19 protein-coding genes are annotated in these 26,220 nt (G+C 62.8%); 4 read left to right on the plus strand and 15 right to left on the minus strand.

The features are described 5' to 3' along the window. Positions 1-67: 67 nt before the first annotated feature. Entirely contained in the window at positions 68-1,738 is a 1,671-nt protein-coding gene (locus tag BMY91_RS07080; protein ID WP_090820307.1) for a sensor histidine kinase, read from the plus strand. A gap of 32 nt (positions 1,739-1,770) precedes the next feature. Here BMY91_RS07080 and BMY91_RS07085 read toward each other — a convergent pair whose 3' ends face one another. The 3 genes from BMY91_RS07085 to BMY91_RS07095 form a co-directional block, all read right to left on the minus strand. Beyond that, positions 1,771-2,016 (minus strand): PLDc N-terminal domain-containing protein, encoded by a 246-nt coding sequence (locus tag BMY91_RS07085; protein ID WP_090820309.1) that lies wholly within the window; start codon positions 2,014-2,016, stop codon positions 1,771-1,773. Positions 2,017-2,051: 35 nt separating this feature from the next. Continuing rightward, on the minus strand, positions 2,052-3,260 hold the full coding sequence (locus tag BMY91_RS07090) for a 5-methylcytosine restriction system specificity protein McrC (RefSeq protein WP_090820311.1): 1,209 nt from the start codon (positions 3,258-3,260) through the stop codon (positions 2,052-2,054). 73 nt (positions 3,261-3,333) lie between these two features. After that, complete coding sequence (locus tag BMY91_RS07095; protein ID WP_090820313.1) at positions 3,334-5,568, minus strand: McrB family protein; 2,235 nt, start codon at positions 5,566-5,568, stop codon at positions 3,334-3,336. Positions 5,569-5,635: 67 nt separating this feature from the next. Between BMY91_RS07095 and BMY91_RS07100 the strand changes: the two genes are divergently transcribed. Further along, complete coding sequence (locus tag BMY91_RS07100; RefSeq protein ID WP_090820315.1) at positions 5,636-5,923, plus strand: chorismate mutase; 288 nt, start codon at positions 5,636-5,638, stop codon at positions 5,921-5,923. Positions 5,924-5,962: 39 nt separating this feature from the next. On the opposite strand, the gene BMY91_RS07105 is transcribed toward BMY91_RS07100, so the two are convergent. The 10 genes from BMY91_RS07105 to BMY91_RS07150 form a co-directional block, all read right to left on the minus strand. Then, the gene (locus tag BMY91_RS07105) at positions 5,963-6,565 is read right to left on the minus strand and encodes a DUF1349 domain-containing protein (protein WP_090820317.1); all 603 of its coding nucleotides are present in this window, start codon (positions 6,563-6,565) and stop codon (positions 5,963-5,965) included. A gap of 88 nt (positions 6,566-6,653) precedes the next feature. Continuing rightward, the gene (locus BMY91_RS07110) at positions 6,654-8,591 is read right to left on the minus strand and encodes a DUF5107 domain-containing protein (protein WP_256212625.1); all 1,938 of its coding nucleotides are present in this window, start codon (positions 8,589-8,591) and stop codon (positions 6,654-6,656) included. Between the two features lie 2 nt (positions 8,592-8,593). Next, positions 8,594-11,632 carry a glycoside hydrolase domain-containing protein gene (locus tag BMY91_RS07115; protein WP_090820319.1) on the minus strand — a complete coding sequence of 1,013 codons (3,039 nt, stop codon included), beginning with the start codon at positions 11,630-11,632 and terminating at the stop codon, positions 8,594-8,596. Between the two features lie 150 nt (positions 11,633-11,782). After that, positions 11,783-12,541, minus strand: a complete 759-nt coding sequence (locus BMY91_RS07120; protein ID WP_090820321.1) for a copper homeostasis protein CutC — start codon at positions 12,539-12,541, stop codon at positions 11,783-11,785. A gap of 35 nt (positions 12,542-12,576) precedes the next feature. Then, positions 12,577-12,993, minus strand: coding sequence for an acyl-CoA thioesterase (locus tag BMY91_RS07125; RefSeq protein ID WP_090820706.1), 417 nt, complete (start codon positions 12,991-12,993; stop codon positions 12,577-12,579). 74 nt (positions 12,994-13,067) lie between these two features. Next, positions 13,068-15,146 carry an ABC transporter ATP-binding protein gene (locus BMY91_RS07130; protein ID WP_090820323.1) on the minus strand — a complete coding sequence of 693 codons (2,079 nt, stop codon included), beginning with the start codon at positions 15,144-15,146 and terminating at the stop codon, positions 13,068-13,070. Next, positions 15,143-16,876, minus strand: a complete 1,734-nt coding sequence (locus tag BMY91_RS07135) for an ABC transporter ATP-binding protein (RefSeq protein WP_090820325.1) — start codon at positions 16,874-16,876, stop codon at positions 15,143-15,145. Before BMY91_RS07135 ends, BMY91_RS07130 begins: the two co-directional genes overlap by 4 nt. Positions 16,877-17,103: 227 nt before the next feature. Beyond that, positions 17,104-19,194, minus strand: a complete 2,091-nt coding sequence (locus tag BMY91_RS07140) for an MDR family MFS transporter (protein WP_090820327.1) — start codon at positions 19,192-19,194, stop codon at positions 17,104-17,106. Positions 19,195-19,203: 9 nt separating this feature from the next. Further along, positions 19,204-19,686: a MarR family winged helix-turn-helix transcriptional regulator gene (locus BMY91_RS07145; RefSeq protein WP_090820329.1), complete on the minus strand. Its 483-nt coding sequence runs from the start codon at positions 19,684-19,686 to the stop codon at positions 19,204-19,206. A gap of 173 nt (positions 19,687-19,859) precedes the next feature. After that, entirely contained in the window at positions 19,860-20,759 is a 900-nt protein-coding gene (locus tag BMY91_RS07150; RefSeq protein WP_090820331.1) for a LysR family transcriptional regulator, read from the minus strand. Positions 20,760-20,853: 94 nt separating this feature from the next. Between BMY91_RS07150 and BMY91_RS07155 the strand changes: the two genes are divergently transcribed. Next, a complete protein-coding gene (locus tag BMY91_RS07155) occupies positions 20,854-21,882 on the plus strand; it encodes an MBL fold metallo-hydrolase (protein WP_090820333.1) in 1,029 nt (342 codons plus the stop codon). Between the two features lie 34 nt (positions 21,883-21,916). Then, positions 21,917-23,251, plus strand: coding sequence for an MFS transporter (locus tag BMY91_RS07160; RefSeq protein WP_090820335.1), 1,335 nt, complete (start codon positions 21,917-21,919; stop codon positions 23,249-23,251). Between the two features lie 63 nt (positions 23,252-23,314). On the opposite strand, the gene BMY91_RS07165 is transcribed toward BMY91_RS07160, so the two are convergent. Together BMY91_RS07165 and speB are read right to left on the minus strand one after the other, a co-directional pair. Continuing rightward, positions 23,315-25,018: a thiamine pyrophosphate-binding protein gene (locus tag BMY91_RS07165; protein ID WP_090820337.1), complete on the minus strand. Its 1,704-nt coding sequence runs from the start codon at positions 25,016-25,018 to the stop codon at positions 23,315-23,317. Beyond that, positions 25,015-26,085, minus strand: coding sequence for an agmatinase (gene speB / locus BMY91_RS07170; protein ID WP_090820708.1), 1,071 nt, complete (start codon positions 26,083-26,085; stop codon positions 25,015-25,017). Before speB ends, BMY91_RS07165 begins: the two co-directional genes overlap by 4 nt. Between the last annotated feature and the right edge of the window lie 135 nt (positions 26,086-26,220).

Here is a 26,220-nt window from a genome sequence, read left to right on the forward strand (position 1 = left end):
AGTATATCCATTATGGTTAGGCTGATCTTATGAACCGACTTTCTTCCGCATCCTTGGTTGATGTGTCATGACCGACCCCTCTTTCTGGGATATTGGCGAAAAGAAGAAACTGTTGGTGTTTCAGCGCTCCTTCCACGAACATACCCTGCGAATGCGCGTTGTCCTGAGTCAATTGCCGTTGTCTGTCTGCGTCTGTCTTTCGGCCATTCTGGTGTGGCTGTTTTTCCCGGCCACCCTCGAAAATCCGTTGTTCCTGATTTTCCTGCTCAGCCAGGCATTCCTGCTGGCTCTGTGCATCATCGTTCCGTGGCACCGGCTGCCCTTTGCCAGCTTCCTCATCATCCCCGTACTGGACATGGTCTCGATTGCCTTCGGACGTGAAGGGGGCCAAGAGGCACTGACGGGCCTCAGCGTCCTGGTGGTCCTGCCCGTGATCTGGCTATGCGCATCAGGTCTCTACCCCAGGCTCGCGATCGTCCTGTCCTTCCTGGGTCCACTGGGAATTGTCTGGGTTCCGCTGTTCATCCGGGGCACCATCAACGAACAAGCTCTCACCAAACCGCTGCTTTTCCCCATCCTCATCCTGGGGATCGGCGTTTCCGTCAGTGTGCTGACGTTGAGCATGGTGCGGCAGCAGCGTGCCTTGGAGCAAAAGGACGAGGCCCTCAAGGAAATGCTGGATGCCAGCACCAAGCAGGAGCGTCTGCTTAATACCGTCATGGAAGCCCTGCCGCTGGGCGTGGTGGCCGTGGACGGCAACGGGCACGACATCCTCATGAATCGTCGCCAGCGCCAAACGCACATACTGGCGACGCCTCCGGACAATGACGATCCCAACGAGTCCGAGCTGCTGGTCTTCGACACGGACAGGACAACACCGCTGGTGGCGGACCGACGCCCTGTGCGTCGCGCCGTCCTGGGCGAACGGTTCACCGACCAATTGGTGTGGCTCGGAACCGGACAAGAACAACGTGCCTTCACCGCAAGCGCCCGCCCCATGATGGACGATGCCGGAAAGTTCGCCGGCTCTGTGGTGGTGTTCAGCGACGTCACGGACCTGGTGAACGCGCTGGCTGCCAAAGACGACTTTGTTGCCAACGTTTCCCACGAGTTCCGCACTCCGCTGACCTCCATCCTGGGCTACGTGGAACTGATCCTGGATGATCCTGAGGCACTGGAGGCATCGTCCCGCAAGCAGCTGGACATCGTCAGGCGCAACGCTGAAAGGCTCCTCACCCTGGTCTCCGATCTCTTGGCCGTCAGATCCGGCCAGATCGTGATCCAGCCCCACGCCGTGGACGTAGCGGAATTGGTGCGCGGCAGCGTCACGTCCGCCGAACCCCGCGCGGCCAAGGCCGGGATCCGGCTTTCCATGGACCTTCCCGACGCTTTGGAAGCCCACGTGGACTCCTCACGCATCGCCCAGGTGCTGGACAACCTGGTGTCCAACGCGATCAAGTACTCCCCCGACGGTGGCGACGTGGAAGTAGCGGCCTGGGAAGACGAGGATTTTGTTTTTTGCCGGGTTACGGACACCGGCATGGGCATGAATGAAGAGGAACAGGCCGAGGCCTTCACCAAGTTCTTCCGCGCGGGCGGCGTCCGCAACAGCACCATCCCGGGCGTCGGGCTTGGGCTGCCCATCAGCAAGGCAATTGTTGAAGCCCACGGCGGCACCATTACGTTGGAGAGCCAACCCGGCCGGGGCACCACGTTCACAGTGAAGGTGCCCGCTTAGCGTTCTCCGGCGCGGTTCTCCGGCCCGGATATCTAGCGCACAGTCGTGGGCGCCGCTGCGTCCCGCTTGCGCCCGAACAGGAAGTAGCTCACCGGGCCAAAGAAGTTAATGAATGCGACAGCCCGCCAGACTGCCTTTTTGCCCCTGATATCAGAGTCCGGGGTCTTGGCGAGGCTGCGCTGGGCGGCAACCAGCAGCGCCAGATTCATCACTCCGCTGACCAGGACGGAGATCCGCTGGCCTTTGCTCATATCGCGCCACGTCTTCTTGCGGGCCATGATGCCTCCAATTGGCGAACGGTGTATGTATCAGGCTAGTCCGACGCCGGACGACCCGCCACAGCCTGGCGTACTACTTCCCCCCACGATTGCTCAGCAAGGTCCGCCACCGCTGCAAGGATTTCCGACGGCGGCAGCGACAGGTCCAGCGGATACTCAACGATGTCGATGTCCGTATTGAGGATGCGCCGCAACTTCACTTCCCCGGAACCGGCGTACACCAGCCACGCGGTGGGGACCCGGAGCGCCGTACAGTACGCCAGCAGCTGGTAGTGGTCGGCACTCAGTGAGGCGCCGGCGTCGGAAGCTGCTTTGTACTTGGAGTCGTACACCACCACGGGCCGGCCGCCCAGGAAGTGGACGGCGTCGGGACGGACGGTGAGACGGTCCGAGTCGTTGACGGCCTCATTGAGCAACGCACCGTACTGGAGCCGCATCTCCCCAGGGTGGACAGCCATGGCACCGCGCAAGGCTGTCCCCACGAACTCCTCGAAGACCTGGCCCATGTCCACCACGAAGGATGCCGATTGTTGCTTGCCCACGCCTGCCTCGGCCGAGGCATTGCGCAGGATCACCTCGGAGAGGCGCAGCACGGCGTGGTACCTGACGTTCATCCGGCTGGCCCGCCACGGCGGCAGGGGTGCTCCGGACTGCAGGCGGGTGACGGCGTCGAGCTTTCCCTTCAGCTGCCGCAGGCGGCTCAGGACGTCCGGCCGGACTCCGGGGACCTGCCCCATCCGTTCCAGGGCTGCCCGCAGGATGCGGTTCTCGGCAATGTCCTCCGTGAATTCGTCGTAGGACACCTCCAGCGGCACCATCATGCCTGGACGGCGGGAGATCTGGTCCGAGATCCTGATGCGGCCCTTGACGGTACGCAAGGATTCGTCCACGGTCAGGTACCCCTGCAGGATGCCTCGGCTGAGCGCTCTATCCGCCAACTGGGCCAGCGACTCAGCCAGTGCGCTCCACAGATCAGGGTGCTCCACAGCCTCCACGGATTGGTCCCGGAAGCCCTGTTCGCCCGCGTAGCTGAGCAGGAAAAGCAGGCGATTGAGGCCAAGACGGTCCTTGGGCCGTACCTCCAGCTGGACCGTAGCGGTGCGCACCGAGCCCACGTTGCCCACTGGTTCAATCCGGTAGAGGCCCATGCCCATGGGTGAGGCCTTGGCCAGGCCACTGGCGTTGATGAAGGCTGCCGATTGGGGGTCGAGCTTGTCCACCACGCCGCCGGACAGCTCATCCATGACGATGTGCCGGGGGCCCGCGGGGACCCGCCGGGCACTGGCAGGCGCCCTGCCGGGCCGTGGCGGGATGCCGCTAGCGGGCCGCAAGACGTCCCAACAGCTGTTCCAGGCCGAAGCGTTCCTCCAACTGCGCCCGGTTCAGCTGCCCGTGATAGTGCTCTTCCAGCAACGGCATGAGCTCGTACTTCCAAATGCGGCGCAGGCCAACGGGATTCTGGGCGGCGTTCTTCATGAAGTAGGACGGCCCGATCATCAGGTCCCTGTCCCAGTCATCAATGGCGTTATTGAGTGCGTCCAGGAGATCTGCGTTCAGCGTGTCCAAACCGCGGGCCTCCAGGAAGCGTCGCAGCGAACCACGGACAGGCTCCACTTTGGGGTGCAGTTCGATGAACGCGAAACGGCGGCGGATGGCTGCGTCCATCATGGCGATGGAACGGTCTGCCGTGTTCATGGTGCCGATGATGTAGAGGTTGTCCGGCAGGCTGAACGGCTCATTGGGGCTGTACTGCAGGTTGATGCGATCGTCCCGGTACTCCAGCAGGAAGTACAGCTCGCCGAACACCTTGGCCAGGTTGGCGCGGTTCATTTCGTCAATGATCAGGAAGTACGGTTTGTGCGCGTTCTCCGGCTTGGCCGCTTCCTCCGCGAGGCGACGCAATGGTCCGGCGACGAGCTTGAAGGAGACTTGGCCGTCGTCTGTCTTGTCCGGCCTGTAGCCCTCAAAGAAGTCCTCGTAGGCATACGACGGGTGGAACTGCACCAGCTTCACGCGTTCGTCCGTGTGGTCCCCGGCGAGCTCGGCAGCGAGGTGCTTGGCCAGATAGGTCTTGCCCGTACCTGGCGGACCGTAGAGGACCAACTGGCGGTTCTCTTCGAGCAGCTCCGCGATCTCCTTGAGCGGCTCCAGGTCCATGTGCAGGGACGCGGCAAACTCTTCCGTCAGGGGACGGAAACCCTGCTGGACAACCTCGACGACGGCGGTGGGCGGCGCTTCGTCCTCACCATCGGTTTCGGCTTCTACCGGGAGCAATTCCTGGAGGGCCTGGATAACCCTGGTGACATCCACGAGGATGCCGGGGGTGGACAACTGCCGCTGGGCGTGGCGTGGAAGCTCAGGAATGGCGTAGCTGTCATCAAACCAGCGGACCTTACGGCGGATGCGCCGGTTGTCCTCATGGTGCTCAGGTTCACCGAGCACCACGCCTACGCGCACGCGGCCGGCGTGCTGGTAGAGAGTGAGATCGCCAGGCTTCATCACGGTCAGGAAGGCGAAAACGGCCGTTTTGGTGTCTTCGCGTTCCACATAGCCAAGGTGCTTGTAATCCTCGTCCACAGCATGCTGGACCACGCCGGCCGTCACGCCTGCGGTCAGTGCTCGCAGGTGCTGCACATCAAGAGTGGCCTTTTCCTCAGCTACCCAGGCGGCCAGGAGGTCCGCATTGTCGTGGTGGGTGCGCAGGAGCCAGGAGCGACGACCCGGGTCTCCCACCTTGCGCCACTGGCTTACCAGCTGACGGGCGTACCAATCGATGCGTTGACCGGCCTGCTCATCCAGATGCAGGCGGATGCGGTGGATGTCCGCGGTGATGTCCTCGTCCGAGTCACCCTTGGCACCACCCACCAGTGATGCAAAAGCGTCCCGGATCTCCTGCCGTTCAACGTCTGCCACCACTGGCTCAAAGTAGCTGGGCCACACCAGGTATTCGATGCTGCGACGGAGGGCAGGCTGGTCCTCGGGGGTGCCTGCCGCGAGTTCGTGAAACAGCAGAGGATCTGCCAGGGCCTGGTTGATGGTGGCCGTGCTCTGGCTGTCCACGTGCGCCACAAAGCGGCACAACCACTTCAGGTGGTCCCAGATGGTCCAGTTGAATTCCGCAGTGCGGTCGCGGATCACGCCGTGGTCCGTCATGCCCTCATAGAGCTCTTCGGGCAGCTCGATCTGCGGCTCAACCCAGGAGGCCGCCTCGGCAACGCGGGCGCGCTTGACCCTCAGCGACTTGACCTCGTGCGCAAGAGGCAGGGACTGCAGAAACAGCAATTCCACGGCAAGCAGCTTGGCTTCCCGTGAGGCGCCGTCAAGGTTCTGCCGCAGGTTGGTCATCATGGGGGCCTTGGAGTCTTCCACCCCGCGCTCGAGCCGCTCAAGCAACTCACCGGCAGCATCCGACGTCCATGTCAGCGTGCTGCCGTCCAGCGCCGAGGGTCTGCCCTGCAGTGCCGGGCCGAGCACATACCAGGCCGCGTCCTCGATCTCCTTGGAGATTCCGGGGGCACGGTCAATGGCAGGCTTCACGGAGGGGGTCACCATGCCAACTTACCTTGTTTGTTTTATCCAAGCATCTGGAAATCCACAGGCCCTCAGTAGAGTTGACGGAATGACGAGTACCGGAATTGAGAGCATTCGAGCTGAGATTGACGAGTTGGACCGGCAGATCGTTGGGTTGGTGGCCCGGCGGCAGCACTGGGTGGTGGAGGCCGGCAAGCTCAAGGCGGATCGGGCCGCAGTCCAGGCACCAGGTCGGGTGGAGAAAGTCATCGCAAAGGTACGGGACCTCGCCGAGGAGTCCGGCGCGGCACCTGAGGTGGTGGAGCGAACGTATAGGGCCATGATCGCAGCCTTCATCGACCTGGAATTGTCAGTTCACGAGGAGCACAAGCCTTAACCGCAGCATGGGGATGGCGGCAGCACTTTCTGCGGCAAACTAACTGCCGTCGCGCAGGTTCTCCGGTGATGTCTCCGAGAATTCGATGCTGTCGAATCGTGCTTCGCAACTGTCCCCCATGGGCGCCTGCGACATGAAACCAACGTGCACCGGTTTCTCCGTATCCAGCCGGAACAACCGGACGAAGGACCACTCCCGGCCGTCAGCGGACGAGTGGAAGGCCCACGCCGGACCTACCCTGCTCACACGGAGGTAGACCCACGGCGCGGTCCACACAGGCCCATTCGAATCGTCGGAGTATTGGTTGGTCACCACGCTGACCACCATGGCCTCCCCTTGAGGAGAATACTCAAAACAGAGCTTGGCCCAGTGCTCGCTGTCCGCCCACAAAGCCAGCACTCCGGCGTCGAACGTTGTCCTGGGCGAGGAGACCAGCACCCGTGCCGAGAGCGAGAAGGCCGACGGGGCCCTGAAGCCCAGCGCCGTGGCACCGTGCTGGGCTTCCCCACCGAGGGAGTCGTTGGTCCAGTCGACGCCGGGAGCGGCAGTGAGCGTCAGGGTTCCCTCCGTTTGGTCATAGCTCGCGTGGCCAGGCGATGAGGTCCATTCCAAAGGTGGAAGTCCGGCTACTTCGGGAATCAAGGCGTGCTCCGTTCATCGTTTCTGTTTCGTCCAGAACACGCTTTCAGAGGTTGCCCCGGATGTGCGGGAGGCCACACCGGGGCACCCGTCAATGCATTCCGAACTGGTACGCGGCTGGCACGTCTTCGCCGGGGCACACCTCTTCCCAGAGATCAGCGAGCGCGTCCTCCCCTTCCCGGAGGTCCGGAATCTCCACGCCTTCGCGCAGGATGCCCGCAGCTGCCGCGGCGTTCCCGGTCTTTGCGAGCGCCAACGCCTTAAGGAACGTCAAGCGTCCGACGCCGGGACCCGCCTTGGGTGCCGTGTCGTTCAGTTCCAGCGCCATTGCCGGGTCCCCGTGCCGGATGCTGAGGGTGATGGCCTCCGTGAGCAGCGCCGTGTTGGCCGGGTCAGCCTCCACTCCCTTGCGGAGTTCCGAGAGTCCTTCGGCGTCCTGCCCCGCAGCCAGAAGGGCCAGGCCCAGCCCCCGGTGCGCGAGCGCTTTGTTGGCGGGAGAGCCGCTGCCGACGGAAATCACCTTGCCATACAACTCCTTGGCTCCTGCCAGGTCCTGCCGGGCGTGCTTGGCCGTAGCCAGTTGGAAGTGTGCCTCCGGACCATCCTGTCCTGCCAGCAACGTCTCCCAATCAGCCCCGGAGACGAAACTGGGCGCGCCGTCGAACGTTTGCCCATGCAGCAGTCCCAGCCATGGTTCCTGTTCTTCTGTGAGGCTCTCGTCCACGAACGGAGTTCCGCTTTCATCCACCCAGCTTTGGCCCGAGGCGAGCCTGCGGGCACGTTCAACCACACCCCAGCCGCTGCCTTTCAGCAGCATTTTGGACGGCGGCGCATCGGCGTCGGTGACCGCGGCGGACAGCATGGACTCGAGTTCTTCGTGGGGCAGGAGCTGTTCCAATCGGTCACCGGCGTGGGTCACGGCGGCGTCCCAATCGGTGCCGTGCGAGGTATCCGGGTCCAGGTGCCCGTTGCCGTACGCCTCCACCCAGGACCATTCCGCACCGGCGGGCATCACCAGGTGTTCAAACTGTGTCTGCGCGAGGCCGGCCTGGATCTCTGCGTACGGGCCAGCTCCGGGACTCAGCCATTCCTGCCAGCGTTTACCGCCCTGACCTTGGCCCCACACGAACAGCTTCTTTCCCCGCAGGAGTCCTGTGGACAGCATCGCCAGCCCGTCGCCGTCGTGGTCCGCTGCCACAACCCAGCGCCGCTCTGAAGGGTCGATATCGAAAAAGAAGTCCGCCGCGTGGGGGCTGTTGACCGGCCAGGTGCCGTCATAGCCTTCGTGATCGGTGGGCCGGACGCGGGTGATGTCCGTGGTGTAGTCGCTGCCGAAGGCCTCGTCAGCCGGTGCAATCACCCGGGTGCGGTCAGTCTCGGGGATAGCGGCGTTGCTCCACCAGTACATGGGGACGTCGTGGCGGTTGGGGTTGCGGATCCGCACCGCGGCAAACACCACAGGCGAGTCCTCGGGCAGCCAGATGTCCACCTGGAACACCACCTCGCGCAGCCTCTCGAATTCCCACATACGCAGGATGTGCTTTCCGTCCGGCGTGTGCACGATCGCCGTGTGCAAGGGATCGCAGCTGGTGGGTGAGTGCCCGCGGGTTCCGATGTTCCACTCCAGCCCGCCCGCGAACCACGCCTTGCGCAGCGCAATGTTGGCCAGTTGCGGGGCATCGTGGGTGTGGAGCAGTTGCTTGCCGGTCGCTTTGTCCAACAGTTCCCAGATGCGCCCACCCAACGACGGGATGACCGTCACCCTGAGTTTGCTGTTTTCCAGCACGACGGCGGGAAATTCCCGGGGTGCCGCCTCGCGGCTGTAGCCGTCCTGCATCAGATACGGGTACACATTGGGAACCACCCCGTACCGGGCCGATGCCTGGAGTTCCTCCGGGACACCTTCGCCCACCGTGTAGGGCTGGTCGAGCTCGGCCGCGACTACCGGCAGCGGGTTCAAGGAGCCGAGCTCCGCCATGGTCAAGGAGATGGTGGTGACGGTGAGGTTGGAGGTTGCTGTGTCTGCCACGTTCAGAATCCGATCACGAGAAGGAGGCCGCGCTGCGGCGCGAGGGTCATGAGGTGGCCCGGCGCATAGGCCGCGGCTGATTGGAAGCCGCGGATTGCCGGGGCGTCCATGCGGGTGGCGGCGGCAGCTTCGTCGTCGAATATCAACGTCACGTCCTCAGTGTGCTCGGCCCATGACGCCAGCGCCACAACCATTCCGCGGTCAGTCATCCAGGTAGTGGCAAGGACGTCCGGGTGGCTGGTCCGCACTGGTGCTTGGGGGTCCCAGAAGCCAATCATCTGAGCATGCTCAAGGTCATTGGCTGCCCAGAACTCCCACAGAGGGCGGTTGTCCACGGCGGGCGCCCGGCCAGTCATGCCAAACACCATGCCCCGCCACGGGTTGCCTCCGCCCTCCAACATCTCGCCCATGAGGCCAAAGGGAATGCCGGACAACTCCACCAACCAATAGTCGGGATCCGTGGTGTCATAGTCGAAGTACTCCCCCAACCACAGCCTGTCCACATAGGGCAGCTGTTCCATGTACAGATTGGCCGACGACGCGTACCCGTCGTGCGCTGTGAACTGGTTGGCTGAGTGGAGGTCGATCTCAGGGCCGTCCACCCCGCGCTCCACGCAGGCACGCTCAAGGACCTTGCGGACGCGCAGCATGGCGTGCCGGTCATAGGCAACGTCATCCAGGTAGATGCCGTCGATCCCGTCCTCACCCGTGGCCAGTTCCTGCAGGCTGCGTACATAGAAGTTCTCCCAGCGGGATTCTCCCGTGGTGACCACGGCTATGTCCTCCACATTGGGAGCGAACCACGCGGACACGTAACCGCTGCCGGCATGTTCCTGCAACCAAATGTGGCCTGCCCCTGGACCGTCGCTGAAGATCTCGTGGTCCAGTTGGAGCAACGGCAACAGCTCCGGGCTATGGAACGTCAGCTCGCGGACCGTGTTGTAGATCTTGGCCCTGAGTCCTTGCCGATGGCACCTCGCTACATACTCCTTCAACGAATCCTGAGAAAGCAGGGGGTCGTTGATGTACGGCGCCGGTGCTGTGGCGTGGTGGATGTTGACCACTGTGGCGCCCGCGGTCTTGATGATGGCCGGGTGGGCGGGCTCATGGAAGTAGCGCTTGGACAGATGCTTGCCGGGTTCGATCGGTTTGAAAGGAGTCAGCAGCAGACGGAAGGTGAAGTCCAGGGTCTCTCCCGCACGGAGGGTTCGGGCACCGCTGAAGGCATGCAGCGTCACGGCGTCCTCCGTGGTCTGTAACGTAACGCCTCCCCGGACCCCGTCCTCCTGTCGATGAGCCCACGACTTTGGTTCCACCAGCGGCTTCTCCCGGTAGAAATTGGTATTCAGTGGCCGCTGGTAACCGTCATCCCGCAACGACAACTGAAGTCCGGCGTTCACCCCGCCCAACCAGAGCGCATCCTGGTTCTTGCTGGCAACGTCCCAGGCCCAGTGGAGGGTTTCGGGCCGACGCCCGCCCGGAACGCCCAAGCCCATGGCCAGGGGAACCGCGGACTTAAGGAACCTGAGATGCAAGCCGACGTCGTTCACGTCAAGAGTCTTCCCAGGCACCAGGCGGAGAGCGTACGTGACTGCGCCATCGGCGTCGAGGACTCCCGTCAACTCCAGCGCCACCGCCGCGGCACCGTCCCGCCGGCCAGTCCAATGGCAGCGCCACGTCACCCGCGCCGCACCGTCAACGGTGAACCCGATCGGCGAGAATTCCCAAGCGATCCCGTCGATGTCCAGCTTCATTGGAGTGTCAAAAAGCTCGACGGCGGGACCATCCGTGGAGGTCACAGCTGCCGTGAACGTGGACGTCACCTGGGCCGGAAGCCCCGATTCCGCCAGCCGCAGGGTCCTGCCCAGGATTCCCAGCGTCGCGGACGATTCATCCACCGTAATGGCGGTGAACGGCGCCACAAGCTCTGCATCCTGGGCCACAGCCGAGTCCAGCCATGCAAGGCGCCGCAGGAATCGGGGATCGCCGAAGCCACCTTCAAGAACCGCCGGATCTGAATCTTCGCCGGCCTCCACGTCCAGCGTGACGTCGATGGTCCGGGGCGGCTCCCCCGCTGCATGGATGGTGACCACCGCCGAATACGTGGTTCCTGCCGCGTCCCGCGGGACCGGGAGGACCACGTACAGAGCCCGCACCGTTCCGGCCGGAACGCTCAAGGCCCTGCGCCAGGGTTGGCCCAAGCGGTCCACTCCGTCAGTGTTGATGCAGTGCCCGCCCTCCGGCGAGTCCACCTCGACGCAGATGCCATGAAGTTCCTTCTGCGCATACAGTCCCAGCTGAACCACATAGTCCTCGCCGGCCCGGGCGGTCCCGTGGAACGTGTCCGAGGGGCCGCCAATCACCCAGTGCGCCGGCAGGTCCGACTGCATCGACACTGCATTCAGGCGGTCTTCGGGGAACACCAGGAATGCTTCCTCAGAATGATCCGCCTGGAGTCTTTCCAGTTCGTCCACGCGGGCCGTGAAGTTCATGGGAGCGAAGGAGTCGCGCTCGCTGGCGGCCTCGTAACGGAGGACCGTTGCTTCGGGCAGCCCGGCTTGCCCTGCAGGTGCCCAGGGAGAACGGCCGACGGCGGCGGCCCATGCAGGGTCCGCAGCCGGGCGTTGCGGGAGGTACTGCGCCTGGGGATAGTGGGGCTTCCCCAGCATCGCGTAGGGCAGGTAGTAGGCGAAATAGATTCCGGGGCCGTCTATGGCTTGGAAGACGAGGGTTCCGGACTCCTTGGTGGCCCGTTCCACAACGACGTTCCGGACCCTGGTTCCGGAGCTTTCGGAGACAACAATGACCTCCACCGCTGCAGGATCCTTGTCCTGCCGCCGCCATGGCAGCACCACGCTGTGGGCTTGACCCACTCCGGCTCCCTCACCCAGGACTTCCATGACGAACCGGTGGTTTCCGTAGAGCAGTTTGTCCCACTCTCCGATACCGCAGGCCACCTCCGGATGGCCTGTTGTCCTGCTGTTTTGGGTACGAAGTGTAGGGGACATGACGGCCGGTGAAACCGGCGAGGGCAGCGGCATCGCTGGGACTCCTGAAGGTAGCTTCCGGGGCTTTCCACCGAGTTGGTGAATCCTTACATCATCCCGGCGTTCCACGGAATCGTAAAGGGTCATTACGATGCGTACTCACTGGCATTTGCCCGCCCTTTTGACTGGACGGGGAGGGTTGTTTCAGCGTGCCAGATTCAGGGCGTTCACCATCGCCCTGGCGGCCCGGACAACCTCGCGGTCGGTGACTGTGTAGGCCGTGGGATCGCTGCCGTCCTGCGCTCCGAGGGAGATGGCTCCTTCCCCGAGGGTGGAAACGGTCTTCTTGGCGGAAAGGTGCACGGCCGACAGGCCTGCACGGTGCATGGCCGGGATATCGTCCAGGGATAGCCCGCCTCCGGCCATGATCTGCAGGGCACTTCCGGCACGCTCTGCCATGGTGGTCAACGCAGGCAATCCGGCCCCTGCCGTGGCTTCGTGTCCCGAGGTGAGCACCCTGGTGAAGCCGAGCTCGAGCAACTGATCCAGGGAAGCCATGGCGTCTCTTGACTGGTCAATGGCCCGGTGAAAGGTCAATTGGGCTTCCGGGTTGGTGTTCCGGGCGGAATCAACCAAGCGCCGAACGGCTGGAACATCCACGTCTCCTGCCGGAGTGAGGGCTCCCACTACCACCCCGTGGGCTCCTTGGGCCAACAGGTGCCGGATTTCATGCACCATGGTGTCCACGTCGGATGCGGAGTACTGGAAATCGCCGGGCCTGGAGCGAATGAGTGGATGGATTTCCAAACGTCCGTCCACGTGCTCCATGCTGGCTTCCATGAGACCTTGGCTGGGTGTAATTCCGCCCAGTTCAAGGCTGCTGCACAGTTCGATGCGGTTGGCTCCCTCGGCGGCGGCAGTACCCGCACCGGCAGCGCTGACGACGGCGATTTCAAGTTTCATGCTGAAACTCTACGGGCAACTCGATAGGAGCCGGGCTACCCGCGGTACTGCTCCAGCTTTTCCTTTTGCTCGGGCGAAAGCCTCAGGACCCGACCCGTGGCTTCGGCAACGAAGGCCAGATGCGTGCTGGCTTTGACGCAGTCCTCCCGGGTCACCGGGTCCTTGATGACGTAGTGGAGATCGAAGCTGGCGCCCTTGATGGCCCCTACCCAGATCTCCACGACGGCCGGAATGTTGCGGTACTCAAGCGTCCGGACATAGCGGACCTTATGCTCCACCACGAGGGTCATGATGCCCTCTTCAACATCGTTGAACAGGGCGGCCGGTGGTTCCACACCGGGAAGGCCCGCGCCGCGCGGTGGCCCGAAGGCTGCGATGCGGGCTTCCTCCAGCATGCGGACAATCTGCACGTTATTGATGTGTCCATAGGCATCCATGTCGCCCCAGCGCATGGGCACAAGGACCTCAATGCGCCGGGGTGACAAGGAATCCCGGGTGTTCACTCCAGTGCTCAGTGAATCCGTGCTCAGCTGTGCACCGCCGTCGAGTCGTCCACTGCGGTCTCTTCCTCACCAGCGAACTGGGACATGTACAAGCGGTAGTACGCACCCTGCAGGGTGAGCAGGTGGTTGTGGTTGCCCTGTTCCACGATCTTGCCGTTCTCCATCACCAGGATGGTATCCGCGTCCCGGATGGTGGAGAGGCGGTGGGCGATCACGAAGCTCGTCCGGTCCGTACGGAGGGCAGCCATGGCCTTCTGCAGCAACAGCTCGGTACGGGTATCCACGGAGCTCGTAGCCTCGTCCAGGATCAGCAGCGACGGATCTGAGACGAACGCACGGGCGATGGTGATGAGCTGCTTTTCACCGGCACTGACGTTGTTGCCTTCTTCGTCAATGATGGTCTGGTAGCCGTCCGGCAGTGCACGCACAAACCGGTCCACGTAGGTGGCCTTGGCCGCCTCCATGATCTGTTCTTCCGTGGCATCCAGCTTGCCGTACTTGATGTTGTCGTAGATGGTCCCGCCGAACAGCCAGGCATCCTGCAGCACCATGCCCACCTTGGAACGCAGTTCAGCGCGGCTGAGGTCCTTGATGTCCACGCCGTCCAAGGTGATCCGTCCGGCGTTGAGCTCGTAGAAACGCATCACGAGGTTCACCAGAGTGGTTTTGCCGGCACCCGTGGGGCCAACAATGGCAACCGTGTGGCCCGGTTCCGCGCTGAAGGACAGGTCCTCGATGAGCGGTTTGTCCTCTACGTAGCTGAACGAAACATGATCGAACTCGACGTGGCCGTCGGTCTTGGAGGGCAGGTGTCGCGTTCCGGTCTCCTCAACTTCTTCGTCAGCGTCAAGGAACTCAAAGACGCGCTCAGCAGAGGCGACACCGGACTGCAGCATGTTGGCCATGCCGGCAATCTGGCCCAAGGGCTGGGTGAATTCACGCGAGTACTGGATGAAGGCGGTGGCATCGCCCAGGCTCATGGAGCCGGAGGCAACACGCAAGCCACCCACTACGGCAATGCCGACGTAGGACAGGTAGGACACAAAGTTCATTGCCGGGAAGATCACGCCTGAAACGAACTGTGCACCGAACGAGGCTTTGTACAGTTCGTCGTTCTTCTCGTCGAAGCGCTGCAGCATGTCTGCGTCCCGGCCGAAGACCTTCACGAGGTCGTGACCGGAGAACGATTCCTCGATCTGACCGTTCAGCGCACCGGTGTTCTTCCACTGTGCGGCGAAGAGCTTCTGGCTGCGGGCACCGATCACGCCGGCCACGATTCCAGAGAGCGGCAGGGCGATCAACGCGATCAGCGCCAATTCCCAGGACACGATGAACATCATGACCGTGATGCCCAGAACCGTCAGCACAGAGCTGACCAGTTGCGAGAACGCCTGCTGGAGACCCTGCTGGACGTTGTCGACGTCGTTGGTCACGCGGGACAGGATGTCGCCACGCTGCCGGGTGTCGAAGTAGTTCAAGGGGAGTCGGTTGAGCTTTGCCTGGACATCGTTGCGTAGCTTCTTGATGACCCGCATGACGATCCTGTTGAGCAACCAGCCCTGGGCCCACAGGAAGATGTTGGCCACGAAGTACATCAGGAGCACGATCGAAATCAGGAACGTCAACTTGGAGAAGTTGATCCCGTTGGTGAGCTCCATCTTGGACACCATGTCCGCAAAGTTGCCCTGGCCCTGCTGGCGCATGAGCTCCACGAACTGTTCCTGGGAGACCCCTTCAGGGATCTGCTTACCCATGACGCCGCCGAAGATCACGTCCATGGCGCTGCCCAGAACCTTGGGAGCGATGACGTTGAGGACCACGGATACCACCACGAGGCCGATGACGATGTACACGCCAACGCTTTCCGGCTTCAACAGGCCCATGAGTCGCTTGGCCGATGGCCAGAACGCCTTTGCCTTCTTGGCCGGGACATCGCCGAACATGCCGCCATCGGCTTCTGTGGGGACGTATTCCTCTTCTACGAAGTCTTCGTCCTCAAGCAGCTCGGTTGCGACCTCTGCCTCGGCCGTAGCCTTGGCGTCCTTGGCGGCCTCTGCCTTGGCAGCCCAGCCACGCTTCTTCTGCTGGTTCTGCTCGCTCATGCCACTTCCTCCACGCTCAGCTGGGATTCAACGATTTCCTGGTACGTGGGTGACGTTTCCAGGAGTTCGTCGTGCGTTCCGCGGTCAACAATTCTGCCGTTATCCAGGACAAGGATTTCGTCGGCATCCGCGATGGTAGAGACGCGCTGGGCAACGATGATGACCGTGGCGTCCCGGGTTTTGGCCTTCAGGGCCTTTCTGAGCCTGGCGTCTGTAGCAACGTCCAAAGCGGAGAACGAGTCATCAAACAGATAGACATTCGGTTTGGTCACCAACGCCCGGGCAATGGACAGCCTCTGGCGCTGACCACCGGATACATTGGTGCCTCCCTGGGCGATACGGCGGTTCAGGCCAGAGGATTTTTCCTCAACGAAGCCCTTGGCCTGTGCTGTTTCCAGCGCATCCCACAGTTCCTCATCCGTGGCGTCGGGCTTGCCGAAGCGCAGGTTGTGCTCAATGGTTCCGGAGAAAAGGTACGGCTTCTGCGGAACAGCCGAGACGCGGCTGGTGATCTCCGACGCGTCCATCTTGGTGACGGGAACGCCGTCGAGCAGGACGTCACCGGAGGCGACGTCGTAAAGCCGCGGCAGCAGAGAGACCAAGGTGGTCTTGCCGGCGCCCGTGGAGCCAATAATGGCCAGTGTCTTGCCGGGCTCTGCGGTGAAGGAGATGTTGCTCAGCACCGGCGCCTCGGCACCGGGGTACTTGAAGGTCACGTCCCGGAACTCCACGCGTCCCTTCTTTTCTGCCGGCACCACCGGGGAGGACGGATTGTGGATGGAAGGCTCGACGTCCAGCACCTCGCCAATGCGGTCTGCACACACGGAAGCGCGCGGAATCATCATGGCCATGAAGGTGCCCATCATGACGGCCATCAGGATCTGCAGCAGGTACTGGAGGAAGGCCGTGAGCGCACCCACCTGCATGTCGCCGGAGTCCACCCGCTGGCCGCCAAACCACAGCACTGCTGCAGTAGAGAGGTGCAGGATCATGCCGATGGCGGGGAACATCAGGACGAAAAGGTTGCCGATCTTCACGGAGACAGCTGTAAGGTCCTCATTGGCGTCTCCGAAGCGCTTCGCTTCGTGGGGTTCACGCACAAACGCGCGGACCACGCGGATGCCGATGATCTGCTCACGCAGCACGCCGTTGATGGCGTCAATCTTGGTCTGCATAGAACGGAACAGCGGCATCAGGCGGACTACGAGGTAGCCCACAACGGCCACCAGCACCGGCACCGAAACCCAGACGAGCCACGAGAGGCTCAGGTCCTCGCGGAGCGCCATGATGATGCCACCCACGCACATGATGGGGGTTGAAACCATGAAGTTCAGGCCCATCAGCACCAGCATCTGTACCTGCTGGACATCATTGGTGCCGCGGGTGATCAGCGTGGGTGCGCCAAAACGGTTGACGTCCTGGGCCGAGAAGCTGCTGACCTGGCGGTAAACGCTGCGTCGCAGGTCCCGGCCGATGGCCATGGCAACGCGCGCGCCGAAATACACGGCGATGATTGCGGCAAGCACCTGTCCCAGGGCGACAGCGAGCATGAGTGCACCGGTTTGCCAGATGAAATCAGTGTCCCCGCGGGAAACTCCCTCATCAATGATTCTGGCGTTGAGGCTGGGAAGGTAGAGCGTGGCGATGGTGGACGCCAGCTGAAAGATCAGCACGGCCACAATCTGCGGCAAATACGGCTTGGAGTAGCGCCGTATAAGGGTGACAAGCATGCCCACGGGTCCTTAGAAAGAGTGCGTGAATGAGATAAGAGAAGTGTCGCAGCCGGGGCTGACAGTATTAGCCTCCCTACTCTACGAAATCCGTTGCCCCGACGAAACAACTTACGGAAAAGATCATCCCAGCGGAGTAGTTCATGTGCCGTGGATGCTCCCGTTGGAGCAGGCAGCACAGCAAAGCGCCGGCTGGTTTCCCAACCGGCGCTTCACCGTACGTGGACTTAGCCCGCGTGCTTGCCGTGGTCCGGCCTGGCTTCAACGCCCTGGAGGAGCAGCAGCGCCATGCGTTCCTGCTGCCTGCGTTCGCGTTTGAGTTCTTTGCGGATCGCGGCCAGCTCCCCGGCAGTCTTCGCCTGCTGCTCCGCGATGGTTTGCTGCTCCCGCAACCGGGCCTGCAGTTCTACGTTGGCGCGGCTGAGCTGCAACTGCTGTTCGGCCAGAACGTACTGGGTCCGGGAGAGTTGCTCCTGCACTTCCTTCACGTCGGCCGTGGCGTGCGGACGTTCCTGCGTGAGAATCCGGGCGAACTCCAGGTCAAGGTCGGATCCGGAATCCTGCTTCGGAGCCGGACGTTCGGCACTCGGAGCCGGACGTTCGGCATCCGCACCCCGAGGTTCGGCGCTCGGAACCTGACGCCCGGCACCCAACGGGCGTGCGTCGTCGTCGTGCGTCCTGACCGCGTCCAGGGACGAGGTATCCAGCGACATTCCGGCGTCTCCCGAGGCCGTGGCAATGAGCTCCTTTTCGGGAGCAGCATCAACCGTGCGGCGCAGCGGACGTTCCTTGATGAACAGCACAGCCAAGAGGGCCACCACGCTGATGATCGCGGAGATCAGGAAGATCTGTGCGGTGGCGTCGCCGTAAGCAGCACGCATGATGTCAGCGATGGGCGCGGGCATATCGGCAAGGTCCATGCTGGCTCCGGACGCGCCTCCTTGGACGGGAATCCCGGCAGCGGCCATGCCTTCGACAGCGAGGTCCTTCACGTGGTTGGACATGATGGCACCCAAAACGGAGACACCGATTGCGCCACCTACGGAGCGGAAGAACGCCACCGAAGCACTCGCGGTTCCGATGTCCTTGGCCTGAACAGTGTTCTGAACGGCGAGCACCAGGTTCTGCATGAGCATGCCCAAGCCGAGCCCAAACACACCGGTGTAGATCGCCACGATCCACAATTCAGTGGTGTGATCCATGGTTCCTGCGAATGCCAGGCCGCCGATCAGGAGTACGGAGCCTGCAATCAGGAACCTCTTCCACTTTCCGAAGCGGCTGATCAGGATGCCCGAAGCCACGGAACCGATCAGGTTGCCCGCGATCATGGGCAGCGTCAGCAGGCCTGCCTCAGTGGGAGTGGCGCCGCGGGCCACCTGGAAGTACTGGCCCAGGAAGGTTGAGGAGCCGAACATGGCGATACCGACAGCAACCGAGGCAATGATCGCCAGGGCCGTGGTGCGCTCGGAGATGATCTTGAGCGGGATGATGGGCTGGGCAACCTTGGTTTCAACAAAGACCAGGACTGCCAGCAGCGCTACGCCGCCGCCAACCATCAGCGCGGACTGCCAGGAGAACCAGTCGTAGTAGTCGGGGTTGCCTGCGAAGGAAACCCAGATCAGGAGCAGGCTGACGCCCGAGGTCAAGAGGATGGAACCGAGCCAGTCGATCTTGGCGGGGCGCTTGATGTGCTGGATCTTCAACGTCACCTGGAGCAGGATGAGCGCGACGACGGCCAAGGGGACGCAGACGAAGAACGTCCAGCGCCAGCCCAGCGGGCTGTCAACGATGAAGCCACCCAGCAACGGGCCACCGGCGGTACCGACGGCCATGACGGCGCCCATGTACCCGGAGTACTTTCCGCGATCACGCGGCGGGATCATGGAACCGATGATGGCCTGCGCCAAGGCGGTGAGACCACCCATGGCCACACCTTGGATGACGCGTGCGGTCAGCAGCAGCGGAATGGTTTCAGACAGGCCGGCCATGACGGAACCGGCCACGAAGATGATGATGCTCAGCTGGACAAGAAGTTTCTTATCGAAGAGGTCAGCGAGCTTGCCCCAGATGGGCGTGGTTGCAGCGTTCGCCAGCAACGCGGCCGTGATGACCCACGCGAAGTCGGTTTGCGTGCCCTTGAGTTCGGACATGATGGTGGGCAGTGCGTTGGCGACGATGGTGCTGCTGAGGATCGCCGTAAAGAACGCCGCGAGGAGCCCGGTGAGGGCTTCCATGATCTGACGGTGAGTCATGGGCGCGGCAGCCTTGTTAACTGAGGCGTCCACCGCCTTGGTGTTGTGTACTGCTGGTGTGGCCATGCTTGGCTCCTAAGCTGTCTGGTTTGTTGTGATGGAGCCGGCCGCCGTTGCCCGGATTGAGTCCTTGAGGGACTCCGTGAGTTTGTTGATCACCTGGGAGGCCTCGAGGGCGTCCGCCTCGCTCCAATCCGCCAGGTAATCCCGCAGTCTCACGCTGCGTTGTTCTTCGAATTCGCGCAGTTTCGCCGCGCCCCTCTCCGTGAGGGCAAGGAGCTGGGCTCTGCCGTCCGCGGGATCGGGCCGCCTGACCACAAAGCCGAGTTCCTCGAGTTCGGTGACGTGCCGGCTCAGGACTGGGGCGCTGACACCCAGGCGCGTGGCCAACTGCGTGGCGCGGGTCTCCCCCTCGCCGATGAAACGCATCACCCCTTGCACGGCCATTCCGACGTCGGGAACTCGGGCCATGTGGGCGGTGACCACACAGCGCAGCGTGCGCTGAAGATCGAAAATCTGATGCACAAGATCGGTCGCTGTGGCAGAACCGACGGACATGATAGACACCCCTTTTTTGTTTGCCTAAAGCAACTATAGCTCAAACTGATTGCTTTGGGAAACTAAAGATGAGGTAATGGGCGTCCGCCACCGAGAACGCGGGAAGAGTGTCAGACCGCCGGAGAACTCCGGCGAATTCGACGGTTTCCGGCGAATTCGGCGAAGATCCGGCACTACCCGGCCAGCTGAATAGCCGCACGAATGACCTCGTTCACCCGACGGGGCCGTTCGATCCCCGGCGGCACGGCAGCCACGAGCCAACTCTCAGGGAGTTCATCCTCAATGGGCACCAGAACAACTTTGGCGTCTGCATATACCGGAGCAACCCCCGGCCATGCATGGGTCACGGAGATGGCCCGCCCACTGGCCACAACTCCGCGTATGGTCTGCGCCACCACGCTTTTCCAGCGGACGTTCGGTTCGATGCCCGCTGCGAGGAACATGGCCGTGACCCGTTCCGCGCTGGGTGGCACATTGAAGAGGATCACGTCCTCGCCCGCGAGGTCGGCGAAGCTCAGTGATGCCCTTCCCGCCAGGGGGTGGCCCGCCGCCAGCATGATCTGGGGGCGCGATTCCACTACTTTGACGACGTCGACCCCCGGAACCACCTGAGGGGAGTAAACAAAGGCCAGGTCCAGCTCCCCCTCCCCTACCCCCTTCTGCAGATCTTCAGCGGCGCCCTCCACAAAGTCGAGCTCCACCTCGGGCCACTTCTCGGCAAAATAGCCAATGAGTTCCGGGATCACCCGGGGCGAAATAGCCACCATGCAGCCAATGGAGACCCGGCCGCGCATCTCTTCATGGGAGCCCATCAGTGCTCCACCGCGCAGGTCGGCGGTTTCCCTGAGGATCCGCCGGGCACGGACGCCGAGTTCAAGTCCGGCAGCTGTGGGCTCAACCCTCTTGGCCCGGGTGCGGATCAGCAGGTCCAGGCCAAGGCTCTTTTCCAACTGTGCAATCGCCATGGAAGCGGCGGCCTGGGAGATGTTGCTCTCGCTGGCAGCTTTGGTCAGGGATCCGTGATCGAGCACGGCCACAAAATACTCGAGCTGGCGCAGGGTGAACTCAGCCATCAGTTCTCCTTATGAACTTCTTTGAATTGATTGATTATACAAGTGAAGTGAGCCGGGCCACTATGGAGGAAAGCCGAAGTCGAAGGAGACACCCGTGACATTGACGTCATCCCTGAAACCGCACATCGTTACCCTGGGCACCGCAGGCGGTCCCCGATGGTGGGCGGCCGCGGACTCCGGCGAGCGCACAGGAATAGCCACCGCAGTGGTGGTGGGAGATGCCTTCTACCTGGTGGATTTCGGCCAAGGTGCCGGACGCCGGCTCAGCCAGTCAGGCTTGGAGCTTAAGGACTTAAGGGCGCTCTTCATCACGCACCTGCACTCAGACCACGTCTACGACCTCGCCGGGCTTGGCATCTTCGGCTTGTACGCCCTCGCAGACCGTGCCACCAACCCGGTGAGGATCCTTGGACCCGGCAACCGTGGTGAGCTGCCCCCGGTGTCGCCCCGCGCCGTCGTCGATCCTCTTCCGCTGGCCCCGGAGAACCCGACGCCGGGCACCCGCCAGATGTTCGAACAGCTGATGGCCGCCCACGCTACGGACCTCAATGACCGCATCCTGGACAGCCTGAAGCCCAGCCCCCTGGACATCTTCGCAGCCGAAGACATCCGGATCCCGGCGACATCCGGCTATCACCCCAACAACAACCCGACGCCGGCCATGGAACCGTTCCAGATCTACCGCGACGAATTGGTGACGGTGACCGCCATCCTGGTGGAACACCCTCCCGTGGCACCGGCTTTCGCCTTCCGCTTCGATACCGCTGAAGGTTCCGTCACCATCTCCGGAGACACCGCCTACACAGAAAACATGATCACGCTGGCCACGGGCACGGACTTGTTGCTGCACGAGGCCATCGACTTCGACTGGGTGGAATCCCTCTACGCAGACAAAACCGACGACAGCAGCCGGGCCGCACGTGACCACCACTACAAGTCACATACGAGTGTCCGCGAAGCAGCAAAGCTGGCCGATGCCGCCGGCGCCAGGCACCTTGCCCTTCATCACCTGGTGCCCGGCCACGCATCCACGTCTGTGTGGCTCGAAGCCGAAGAGCACTTCAGCGGAAAGTTCACCGTTCCCAACGATCTAGACGTCATCCCGTTCGCACGCCAGCGCTGATGCGCGAACCCCATCACCGGAACTGAGGAAGCACATGAGCTCAGCACCATCCCAGGACACCCTGCCTGAAGCCACCGGCAGCGTGCCTGAACATTCCATGAAGTCCAAGGACATGCGCCGCATCCTGGCGTCCAGTTTCATCGGAAGTGCCATCGAGTACTACGACTTCATGCTGTACGCCACCGCCGCCAGTCTGGTCTTCAACAAGGTGTTTTTCGCCAACCTCGGCCCCGGCTTCGCGCTTTTCGCATCCTTCGTAACGCTCGCCGTGGGGTATGTTGCGCGCCCCTTGGGTGGCCTGATCTTCGGGCACTTCGGGGACAGGGTTGGCCGCAAGAAAATGTTGGTCCTCTCCATGCTCATCATGGGCTTCGGGACCACCATGATCGGTTTGCTGCCCACAACAGCACAGATTGGGATTGCCGCACCTATCGCGTTGGTAGTCCTCAGGCTGGTTCAAGGTGTGGCGGTTGGCGGGGAATGGGGCGGCGCCGCCCTCATGGCCATAGAGCACGCCCCCAAAAAGCACCGGGGATTTGCGGCAGCTTTCGCCAACGCAGGCGGTCCTGCGGGAGCGATTCTGGGCACACTGGCGCTGTCCCTGTTCGCAGCACTGTCCGGTGACGATTTCCTGGCATGGGGGTGGCGTATACCTTTCCTCCTGAGCGCCGCGTTGATCGCCGTGGGAATGGTCATCCGACTCAAAGTGTCTGAAACACCGGCTTTCCAAAGGCTTGAAGCCGAGGGATCCAAACGGCGGGTGCCGCTTCTCGATGTCCTCCAGCACAATCGCCGCGCGGTGGTGCTGGGGCTGCTCGCCACCACAGCTTTCTACGTGTGCCAATCGATGACCACGGTGTGGGGCGTATCCGTGGCCGTGGAAAACGGGGCAGACAAGAACGGCGTGCTCAACATCAAGGCTTTCGCGGCACTGCTGACCTTGATCATCTGCTTCTATTCGGCCCGCCTCAGCGACAGGATCGGCCGACGCCGGGTGCTGATCGGCGCATCCTTGCTGGGCGCCGTCCTCGCATACCCCATCCTGCTGCTGATCAACGACGGCGGGCTATGGGCATTTGCCCTCGCGATCGTGCTGGGCAATGGACTGGTGCAAGGCTTCCTCTACGGCCCCATTGCAGCGTACGTGGCCGAACAATTTCCCACCCGCAACCGCTACACGGGGGCTTCGTTGTCCTATCAAGGGGCATCGATGATCGGCGCCGGCTTCACACCGATGATCGTCGCCGGCCTCAGCCTCGCTGCCGGCGGTGGCTTGTGGCTCATTGCGGTGTTCTGGATCGTTGCGATGCTGGCCGCGGTTGTCGCCGTGAAGCTCACCCCCGAAGGCACACAGCGGGATCTCGATTAGTCGCTGCAAAAGCAGTCAGCCCCCGCGCGGTATTCCGTGCGGGGGCTGCTTGTTTTTGCGTACTTAGTCGTCCAAGTGGGTGGGGCCGAACATTTTCAAAAGCGTTTCAATCACGACGACGTTGGGTCCGTCCGCTTCGAAGGACGCTTTGAGAGCGTCCCCCACTTCCTCCGGGGCAACCCGGCGGGCCGGGACGCCGAAGGACTCGGCCAGCTTCACAAAATCCGGGCGGGCGAGCTCTGTGGCTGTGGCCTGGCCGAACGCGCCCACCATGTATTCGCGCAGGATGCCGTAGCCGCCGTCGTCCACGATCAGCCAAGTGACCGGAACGTTGTGCTGCTTGGCGGTGGCGAGTTCGGAGATGGAGTACATGGAGGAACCGTCACCGGACACAGCAAGTACCCGGCTCGGTTTGCCCGTGGTTTCCAGGCCCACGGCTCCGCCGATTGCTGCAGGGAAACCGTAGCCGAGGCCACCGGCGCCCTGGGCAGAGTGGAACTGACCCTGTCGGGCGTCCCAGCAGCTCCAGCCCCAGTAAGCAGAGATGGTCATGTCCCAGAACGTCTGCATGTCGGCCGGGACAGCCTCGCGGATGTCGGCCATGAACTTCAGTTCCTTGGCCAGGTCCTGTGATTCCAACCGGGCCTTGACCTTGGCCAGGGATTCCTTGACCACGTCTTCCGGACTGGTGCCATGCCAGGATCGCTGTGTCGTGTCCGCTGCCCCTGCTGCTGCGAGGGCTTCGTCCAGGGCTGCGAGTGCCTGGCCGGCGTCGGCACGGATGCCCAGGCCAGGCCTGTTGGATTCGAGGACGCGGGGTTCTGCGTCGATCTGGATGATGCGGCCGCGGGGTTCGAAGGTGAAGTAATTGGAGGTCACTTCACCCAGCGACGAACCAATGACGATCAGGACATCGGCGTCTTCGAGGACATCGGTCATGTACCGGTCTTCGATCCAGGACTGCAGGGACAGCTCGTGCGTCCACGGGAACGCACCGTTGCCACCGGGAGTACATATCACCGGCGCGCGCAGTTGCTCGGCGATCGAGAGCAACGACTTCTCAGCCCGGCCACGACGCGTACCGCCGCCAGCGATGATCGCCGGACGTTCCGCCGTCGAAAGCCACTTCACGGCTTCGCGGATCAGCTCGACGCGCGGCGGGTTGTCCGCTGCTTCGGCGAGGGCGTCCTCCACAGGAGGAACCATGATCGGGTCCAGCAGGACGTTCTGCGGGATTTCGATCCACACAGGACCCTGCGGGGAGGAAATCGCTTCGGTCCAAGCATCCTGGATGGCGGACGGGATGCCCGAGGCGTGCTGGATCAGTCGCTGGCTCTTGGTGACGTTCGCGGCCGAAGCCTTCTGGTCATCGAGCTGGTGCAGCATGCCCTTGCGACGCGCACCCAGGCCATCAAGCGGGATCTGGCTGGCAACAACCACCATGGGAACACCGGTGGCGTAAGCCTCCTGCAATCCGGCGAGGGACGTCAGCGCCCCCGGACCGGTGGACAGGAACAGCACACCCACCTCACCGGTGGCACGGGAGTAGCCGTCAGCGGCGAACGCCGAGTTGTTCTCCACCCGGGAAGACACGAAGTGCAGATTGCCGCGACCCATGGCGTCGAACAGCCCAAGAGCGTGCTGGCCCGGGATGCCGAAAACAGTCTTCGCACCTAGCGCCTCGAGGGTCTCGACGACGAGGTCCCCACCGTTGCGCTGGTTTGTCCCCTTCGTGGGAGCTGCTGTGCCGGGATCGAAATCGATCATCGCTGGTCACCGGATGTTCCGGGAGCCTGTGCGAGCTCCGCGATGCGGGCACCGAGGGCCTGCTGCGCGTAGCCGTTCGGGGCGCCGAGTCGGTCGCCTTCCACGGCGTTGTCCGCCATGAGGGTCACGAGCTCGTAGGCTACGTGGCTGCCTGCGACGCCAGTAATCTCTGCGTGGTCGTAGGCCGGAGCAACTTCCACGATGTCCGCGCCAACGAGGTTCATGCCGCGGAAGCCACGGATGATTTCCAGGAGTTCGCGGCTGCTGATACCGCCGGCCTCGGGGGTGCCGGTGCCGGGTGCGTGCGCCGGATCCAGGACGTCGATGTCCACGGAGATGTACAGCGGACGGTTGCCGATGCGGTCACGGATCTTCGCCACCGTCTCCAGAACGCCTTGGTAGTAGACGTCAGCGGAGGTGACGATTCCGAAGCCAAAGCGGTGGTCGTCGTCGAGGTCCTTCTTGCCGTACAGCGGGCCGCGGGTACCCACATGGCTGATGGCTTCCGTGTCCAGGATGCCTTCTTCCACTGCCCGACGGAACGGGGTGCCGTGGGTGTACTCGGCACCAAAGTAGGTGTCCCAGGTGTCCAGGTGTGCGTCGAAGTGGAGCATGGCGATGGGTTCGCCGGCACGCTCTGCCGCTGCGCGGAGGAGGGGCAGCGCAATGGTGTGGTCGCCACCGAGGGTAACCAGCTTGCTGCCGTTGGCGGTGAGGTCCAGGGCGTTCTGCTGGATGGTCTCGATTGCCTCGTTGATGTTGAACGGGTTCACGGCCATGTCGCCGGCGTCGGCAACCTGGATGTTCTCAAACGGGCTGACGTCCCATGCCGGGTTGTACGGGCGCAGCAGGCGGCTGGCCTCACGCACGTGGTTGGCGCCGAAGCGCGCGCCGGGACGGTAGGAAACGCCAGAGTCGAAGGGAACGCCAACTACCGTGACGTCGGCCTTGGAGACCTGGTCCAGGCGGGGCAGTCGGGCGTAGGTGGCGGCACCGGCGTAGCGCGGGATGCGGGATGAATCGATGGGTCCGAGGTTCCCGTTGGCTTCAATACGGAGCTCTTCCAAAATATGCCACTCCTTGTCATCGTTGGGGGATTGGATCACTGGCTGTGACACCCATCATACACTCGAAGTTGCCTAATATGCATCACCTGTTTACAAATAAGATTTGATGTGCGCGGCGTGAGATCCCGGTCACAG

Source organism: Arthrobacter sp. yr096 (genome assembly GCF_900108925.1).
GTDB lineage: Bacteria > Actinomycetota > Actinomycetes > Actinomycetales > Micrococcaceae > Arthrobacter.

Excerpts from the sequence above, each read along its gene's own strand:
- BMY91_RS07125 (WP_090820706.1), bottom strand. The coding sequence starts at position 12,993 with ATGCGCTGGGGCGACATGGATGCCTATGGACACATCAATAACGTGCAG.
- BMY91_RS07160 (WP_090820335.1), top strand. The coding sequence starts at position 21,917 with ATGAGCTCAGCACCATCCCAGGACACCCTGCCTGAAGCCACCGGCAGC.
- BMY91_RS07165 (WP_090820337.1), bottom strand. The coding sequence starts at position 25,018 with ATGATCGATTTCGATCCCGGCACAGCAGCTCCCACGAAGGGGACAAAC.
- BMY91_RS07085 (WP_090820309.1), bottom strand. The coding sequence starts at position 2,016 with ATGGCCCGCAAGAAGACGTGGCGCGATATGAGCAAAGGCCAGCGGATC.
- BMY91_RS07115 (WP_090820319.1), bottom strand. The coding sequence starts at position 11,632 with ATGCCGCTGCCCTCGCCGGTTTCACCGGCCGTCATGTCCCCTACACTT.
- BMY91_RS07080 (WP_090820307.1), top strand. The coding sequence starts at position 68 with ATGACCGACCCCTCTTTCTGGGATATTGGCGAAAAGAAGAAACTGTTG.
- BMY91_RS07120 (WP_090820321.1), bottom strand. The coding sequence starts at position 12,541 with ATGAAACTTGAAATCGCCGTCGTCAGCGCTGCCGGTGCGGGTACTGCC.
- BMY91_RS07090 (WP_090820311.1), bottom strand. The coding sequence starts at position 3,260 with ATGGATGAGCTGTCCGGCGGCGTGGTGGACAAGCTCGACCCCCAATCG.
- BMY91_RS07135 (WP_090820325.1), bottom strand. The coding sequence starts at position 16,876 with ATGCTTGTCACCCTTATACGGCGCTACTCCAAGCCGTATTTGCCGCAG.
- BMY91_RS07140 (WP_090820327.1), bottom strand. The coding sequence starts at position 19,194 with ATGGCCACACCAGCAGTACACAACACCAAGGCGGTGGACGCCTCAGTT.
- BMY91_RS07150 (WP_090820331.1), bottom strand. The coding sequence starts at position 20,759 with ATGGCTGAGTTCACCCTGCGCCAGCTCGAGTATTTTGTGGCCGTGCTC.
- BMY91_RS07095 (WP_090820313.1), bottom strand. The coding sequence starts at position 5,568 with ATGGTGACCCCCTCCGTGAAGCCTGCCATTGACCGTGCCCCCGGAATC.
- BMY91_RS07145 (WP_090820329.1), bottom strand. The coding sequence starts at position 19,686 with ATGTCCGTCGGTTCTGCCACAGCGACCGATCTTGTGCATCAGATTTTC.
- BMY91_RS07130 (WP_090820323.1), bottom strand. The coding sequence starts at position 15,146 with ATGAGCGAGCAGAACCAGCAGAAGAAGCGTGGCTGGGCTGCCAAGGCA.
- BMY91_RS07100 (WP_090820315.1), top strand. The coding sequence starts at position 5,636 with ATGACGAGTACCGGAATTGAGAGCATTCGAGCTGAGATTGACGAGTTG.